This window comes from Mesorhizobium sp. M2A.F.Ca.ET.039.01.1.1, assembly GCF_003998035.1.
Lineage (GTDB): Bacteria > Pseudomonadota > Alphaproteobacteria > Rhizobiales > Rhizobiaceae > Mesorhizobium.
The window spans coordinates 1-5858 of record NZ_RZRY01000401.1; the positions used below are offsets into that span (position 1 = coordinate 1).

Consider the following 5858-nt stretch of genomic DNA (forward strand, 5'->3'; position numbering starts at 1 on the left):
GAAGGAAAAGAAGGGCAATGTCAGCGCCTGAAATGGCACTGGACCCGTCATTTTCATGGAACGGCGCCCGCGTGGCGCCGTTTTGCTGTCAACGGGGCGCGGATATGCGATGGAACGGGTCGAGCGACAGTGTTAACCCTTGATCTTTGCCCCGGCTGCATCCACCTAACAGCAGAAGGCCGAGGCGCCGAATTCTGTGCTGTAAAACTCCCGTCACAAACGGTGGTAGGCGGAACGACACTCGGTCGTTAATATGAGATTCGCGGTTGGCTAAAATAAGCGGCCGCGACATGAAAGGTTGGACAATGGCCAAGATATCCAAGGCTTCCGGCGACGGCGTTTTCGCAGTCCTCCCACTGCGCGATATCGTCGTGTTCCCGCATATGATCGTGCCGCTCTTCGTGGGCCGTGAAAAGTCGATCAAGGCGCTGGAAGAGGTGATGGGTCAGGAGAAGCAGATCCTGCTCGCCACCCAGATGAATGCAGCCGACGACGATCCTGAGCCCGATGCGATTTTCGACATCGGCACGCTCGCCAATGTGCTGCAGCTCCTGAAGCTGCCCGACGGCACCGTGAAGGTTCTGGTCGAGGGCGCCTCGCGCGCCAAGATCGTCTCGTTCACCGACCGCGCCGATTTCCATGAGGCCCGCGCCACCGCGCTCGCCGAGCCGGAAGAGGAAGAGGTCGAAATCGAGGCGCTTGCCCGCTCGGTCGTCACCGACTTCGAGAATTACGTCAAGCTGAACAAGAAGATCTCGCCCGAAGTGGTGGGTGCGGCCAGCCAGATCGACGACTATTCCAAGCTCGCCGACACGGTCGCCTCGCATCTCGCCATCAAGATCCCTGAGAAGCAGGAGATGCTCGCGACGCTTTCCGTGAAGGAGCGTCTGGAGAAGGCGATGGGCTTCATGGAAGCCGAGATATCCGTGCTCCAGGTGGAGAAGCGCATCCGCTCGCGCGTCAAGCGCCAGATGGAGAAGACGCAGCGCGAGTACTACCTCAACGAGCAGATGAAGGCGATCCAGAAGGAGCTCGGCGAGGGCGAGGACGGCCGCGACGAGGCCGCCGAGATCGAGGCGCGCATCAAGAAGACCAAACTCTCCAAGGAGGCCCGCGAGAAGGCGGAAGCTGAATTGAAGAAGCTGCGGTCGATGTCGCCGATGTCGGCTGAATCGACGGTGGTGCGCAATTATCTCGACTGGCTGCTGTCGATCCCGTGGGGCAAGAACTCCAAGGTCAAGCAGGACCTCAATTATGCGCAGGACGTGCTCGACGCCGATCATTTCGGCCTCGACAAGGTCAAGGAGCGCATCGTCGAGTATCTTGCCGTGCAGAGCCGGCAGAAGAAGCTGAAGGGGCCGATCCTGTGCCTCGTCGGACCGCCCGGCGTCGGCAAGACCTCGCTCGGCAAGTCGATCGCCAAGGCGACGGGACGCGAGTTCATCCGCATGGCGCTCGGCGGCGTGCGTGACGAGGCCGAGATCCGCGGTCACCGGCGGACCTATATCGGCTCGATGCCCGGCAAGGTCATCCAGTCGATGAAGAAGGCCAAGAAGTCCAACCCGCTCTTCCTGCTCGACGAGATCGACAAGATGGGCCAGGACTTCCGCGGCGATCCGTCATCGGCCCTGCTCGAGGTGCTCGATCCGGAGCAGAACTCGACGTTCATGGACCATTACCTCGAGGTCGAATACGACCTGTCGAGCGTGATGTTCGTGACGACGGCGAACACGCTGAACATCCCTGCGCCCCTGATGGACCGCATGGAGATCATCCGCATCGCCGGTTACACCGAGGACGAGAAGATCGAGATCGCCAAGCGTCACCTGATGCCAAAGGTGATCCGTGATCATGCCCTGCAGCCGAACGAATTCTCGGTCGGCGAGGATGCGATCCGCGGCATCATCCAGACCTACACGCGGGAAGCCGGCGTGCGCAGCCTGGAGCGCGAGCTGATGAAGCTCGGGCGCAAGGCGGTGACCGAGATCCTGCGGACGAAGAAGAAGACGGTGAAGATCACTGCGGAAAACCTCGCCGATTATCTTGGCGTTCCGCGCTTCCGCTTCGGTCAGGTCGAGGCCGACGATCAGGTCGGCGTGGTCACGGGTCTTGCCTGGACGGAAGTCGGCGGCGAGTTGTTGACGATCGAAGGCGTCATGATGCCCGGCAAGGGCCGCATGACGGTGACGGGCAATCTGCGCGACGTGATGAAGGAATCGATCTCGGCGGCGGCTTCCTATGTCCGCTCCAGGGCGCTCGATTTCGGCATCGAGCCACCGCTGTTCGACAAGCGCGACATCCATGTCCACTTGCCGGAAGGCGCTACCCCGAAGGACGGCCCGTCCGCCGGTGCCGCGATGGCCACGGCCATCGTGTCAGTGCTGACGGGTATCCCGGTCCGGGCCGATGTGGCGATGACCGGCGAGATCACGCTGCGTGGCCGCATCCTGCCGATCGGAGGCCTCAAGGAGAAGCTGCTCGCGGCATTGCGCGGCGGCATCAAGAAGGTCCTGATCCCGGAAGAGAACGTCAAGGATTTGGCGGATATTCCGGACAATGTGAAGAACGGCATGGAGATCGTTCCGGTCTCGCGGGTCGGCGAGGTGCTCGCGCACGCGCTCACCCGGATGCCGGAGCCGATCGAGTGGGTCGAGCCGGTTAATGCGCCGGCTCCGGTCGACACCGGCGACGATGCCGGAAAGTCGCTCGCGCACTAACAAAAGTTAAAGTTGCAGTGCACAAAGAGAGAGCCGGGCCTTGAGCCCGGCTTTTTCATGTGAAAAAGCCATGAAAAAATGGAAAAAAGCCCGGAATTCCGCGGTTTTTGGGCTTGGGTTCCGGATCGCTTCTTTCTAAAGTCCGTTTCCTGCCGGATGAGTCGTAAGTTCCGGTTTTCTCATGGAAGGGAATTTTGATGAACAAGAACGAACTGGTGTCCGCTGTCGCCGACTCCGCAAGCATTTCGAAGGCTGATGCGCAGTCGGCCGTCGATGCGGTGTTCTCCGTGATCACTGGCGAACTGAAGAAGGGCGGCGATGTCCGGCTTGTCGGCTTCGGAAATTTCACCGTGTCAAAACGTGCTGCTTCGACCGGCCGCAACCCGCAGACCGGCGCGGAAGTGAAGATTCCGGCGCGCACCGTGCCGAAGTTCTCGGCCGGCAAGGGCCTCAAGGACGCGGTCAACTAAGACCTTTTTCTTTAAGAGCAGAAAAGCCGGGCTTGCCCGGCTTTTCTTTTTTCAGGTGACAGGCAACCGGCTCAGGCCGTCGGCGCGTCGGCGCGCATCAGGCCTTGCTGCTTCAAATCCGCCCAGAGTGCGGCCGGTATCTTGGTGTCGAGCAGCGCGCGGTTGCTTTCGACCTCCGACGGCCGCTGGCCACCGGGGATCACCGACATCACCGACGGATGCTGCAGCGGGAATTGCAGCGCCGCCTCGATCAGGCGCACATTGTGGCGCTTGCAGACGGCCTCGATACGCGCCACGCGATCGAGGATCTCCTTCGGCGCCTCGCTGTAGTTGTAGAAGGCGCCAGGCTTCGGCCCGGTCGCCAGTACACCGGAATTGTAGGGGCCGCCCAGCACGATGCCGATGCCGCGCTTCTGGCAAAGCGGCAGGAAGGACTGCAGCGCTTCCTGTTCGAGCAACGTATAGCGGCCGGCGAGCAGGAACAGGTCGAAATCGCCGCGCTCGGCCAGCGTCTGCGCGACCTGCCACTCATTGATGCCGCCGCCGAAGGCCTTGATCACACCCTGGTCGCGGAGCGAAAGCAACCCGTAATAGCCGGACGACATGAACTCCGCGATGCGGGCATCCGAGGCTTCCTTGCTGCCATGGGTGAAGATGTCGACGTCGTGGACGAAGAGGATGTCGATGCGGTCGACGCCAAGGCGCTCCAGCGAGGCCTCGAAGGAGCGCATGACGCCGTCATAGGAGTAGTCGTAGACTTCCCGGCGCGACGGCGTCTCGAAGAACTTGCCGATGCCGGTGCGCTGGTCAGGCGGGGCGACGCGCATGAGGCGGCCGACCTTGCTCGACAGCACATAGTCGTCGCGCTTCCTGCCGCGCAGGAACGGGTTGAGGCGGGTTTCCGACAGGCCGAGGCCGTAAAGCGGCGCCGTATCGAAGTAGCGGCAGCCAGCCTTCCATGCCGCCTCCAGGGTGGCATTGGCGTCCTCGTCGGAGATGGCGCGGTAGAGATTGCCGAGCGGCGCGGTGCCGAAGCCAAGTTCGGTGAAGGTGATGCCGCCATTGCCGATGCGGTCGAAGTGCCGTGTCTTCATGTCTGACGATGTCCCGGAGCGATTTGTCTGACATGACACTATCACGCCGGTGGCCCAGCAAAAGTGCCGAGGCTCGTTGGACAGCGATTTTCGCAATGGTAGCATGAACAAAAACAAGCCTTTCGCGGCCAGCGAGCCGCCGAATCTATAGAGACGCGCGACATCGCGCAGACAGGTGAGCCATTCCATGAGCAAAGCCGGATCCGGCATGTTCGCGACAGCGCTGGACGAGCTTGGCGCGGTGCTGGCGCGCACGGATGAAGCCAGGATCGACGCAGCCTGCGCCATGCTGGCCGGCGCCCGCAGGATCGCCGTCTATGGTTGCGGCCGCGAGGCGCTGCAGGTGAAGGGTTTTGCCATGCGGCTCTATCATCTCGGCCTGCCGGTTTCGGTGGTCGGCGACATGACCACGCCGCCGCTCGGGCAGGAGGACCTCTTCCTGGCGAGTTCAGGGCCGGGCGAGACCACCACGGTGCTGACCTTGATGCGGGTTGCCCGCGATGCCGGCGCGAAGGTGCTGCTTCTGACGGCCGAACCGGCGGGCAGCGCGGCGAAACTCGCCGATTTCACGCTGGTCATTTCCGCCCAGACCATGGCCAGCGACCAGGGCGCGGCAAGAAGCTCGGTGCTGCCGATGGGCTCGCTGTTCGAAGGCGCGCTGTTCCTGTTGTTCGAGATCATGGTGCTGAAGCTCCAGGCGCTGACCAACGCGACGCCGGAAGCCATGCGCGCCAGGCACACCAATATGGAGTAGGAGATGCGCTACGAGCTGATGCTGCCGCACCAGATCCGCAAGGCGATCGAGGAGAATTGGCCGGTCGGGCTGCCGCTCGGCGTGCTCGAATATCACGGCGAGCACATGGCGGTCGGCATGGACACGCTGGCCGTCATCAAGACGGTGGAGCTGATCGAGAAGGAGAGGGACCTCGTCATCCTGCCGCCCTTCTATTACGGCGCGGCAAGCTATGCGGTGGCGGCGCCGGAAGGCAGCGGCTCGGTGCAGGTCGGCGGTCCGGTGCTTTCGCCTTTCGCGGAGGAATTGTTCTATGGGCTATTGCGCATCGGCTTCCGCAACATCCACGCCATCATCCACCACCAGACCGAGAATTTCGTGGCCGGCATGCCGACCGACCTCGCCTTCAAGACTGCCGGCCGCCAGGCGATCTTCCGCTTCCTGGAAAAGGAGCGCGGCGAGGGCTGGTGGGGGTCGAACAGCATGGCCGATTACTATGCCGGCCATGCCCAAGGCGAGAACGTCTTCAACTGGGTGCAGGTGCATCCGCTGATGCCGGCCGCGATGAACGGCAAATACCCGTTCGACCATGCCGGCAAAGGCGAAACCTCGCTGATGCTGGCGCTATGCCCCGAGGCCGTGGACGAGAAGCATTTGGCCGACAACACCGGCTGGTACACGAAAGACGCGGCGGAGGCCTCGGCAGGCCTCGGCAAGATCGGCGTCGCCATGATCCTTGATCATTTGAGGTCCATCCTGGTGCGATAGGTGCGGTTCTTCCTTCTCCCCTTGTGGGAGAAGGTGGATGGGCGCGCAGCGCCGAGACGGATGAGGGGTGTTCCAG

At 62.4% G+C, this 5858-nt stretch carries 5 protein-coding genes; 4 read left to right on the top strand and 1 reads right to left on the bottom strand.

Annotated elements, in window-relative coordinates; all coding sequences use genetic code 11:
* The first annotated feature begins 305 nt into the window (after positions 1-305).
* Positions 306-2717: an endopeptidase La gene (gene lon / locus EOA24_RS25065; protein ID WP_126082439.1), complete on the top strand. Its 2412-nt coding sequence runs from the start codon at positions 306-308 to the stop codon at positions 2715-2717.
* A gap of 197 nt (positions 2718-2914) precedes the next feature.
* On the top strand, positions 2915-3187 hold the full coding sequence (hupB, locus tag EOA24_RS25070) for a DNA-binding protein HupB (protein ID WP_027166452.1): 273 nt from the start codon (positions 2915-2917) through the stop codon (positions 3185-3187).
* 71 nt (positions 3188-3258) lie between these two features.
* Here hupB and EOA24_RS25075 read toward each other — a convergent pair whose 3' ends face one another.
* Complete coding sequence (locus tag EOA24_RS25075; RefSeq protein ID WP_126082440.1) at positions 3259-4281, bottom strand: aldo/keto reductase; 1023 nt, start codon at positions 4279-4281, stop codon at positions 3259-3261.
* 187 nt (positions 4282-4468) lie between these two features.
* On the opposite strand from EOA24_RS25075, the gene EOA24_RS25080 reads away from it, so the two are divergent.
* Together EOA24_RS25080 and EOA24_RS25085 are read left to right on the top strand one after the other, a co-directional pair.
* Positions 4469-5035: an SIS domain-containing protein gene (locus tag EOA24_RS25080; protein WP_126082441.1), complete on the top strand. Its 567-nt coding sequence runs from the start codon at positions 4469-4471 to the stop codon at positions 5033-5035.
* 3 nt (positions 5036-5038) lie between these two features.
* Positions 5039-5782, top strand: a complete 744-nt coding sequence (locus EOA24_RS25085) for a creatininase family protein (protein WP_127410160.1) — start codon at positions 5039-5041, stop codon at positions 5780-5782.
* The last annotated feature ends 76 nt before the right edge of the window (positions 5783-5858 follow it).

Coding starts and splice junctions, on each gene's coding strand:
- lon (WP_126082439.1), top strand. CDS start 306: ATGGCCAAGATATCCAAGGCTTCCGGCGACGGCGTTTTCGCAGTCCTC.
- hupB (WP_027166452.1), top strand. CDS start 2,915: ATGAACAAGAACGAACTGGTGTCCGCTGTCGCCGACTCCGCAAGCATT.
- EOA24_RS25075 (WP_126082440.1), bottom strand. CDS start 4,281: ATGAAGACACGGCACTTCGACCGCATCGGCAATGGCGGCATCACCTTC.
- EOA24_RS25080 (WP_126082441.1), top strand. CDS start 4,469: ATGAGCAAAGCCGGATCCGGCATGTTCGCGACAGCGCTGGACGAGCTT.
- EOA24_RS25085 (WP_127410160.1), top strand. CDS start 5,039: ATGCGCTACGAGCTGATGCTGCCGCACCAGATCCGCAAGGCGATCGAG.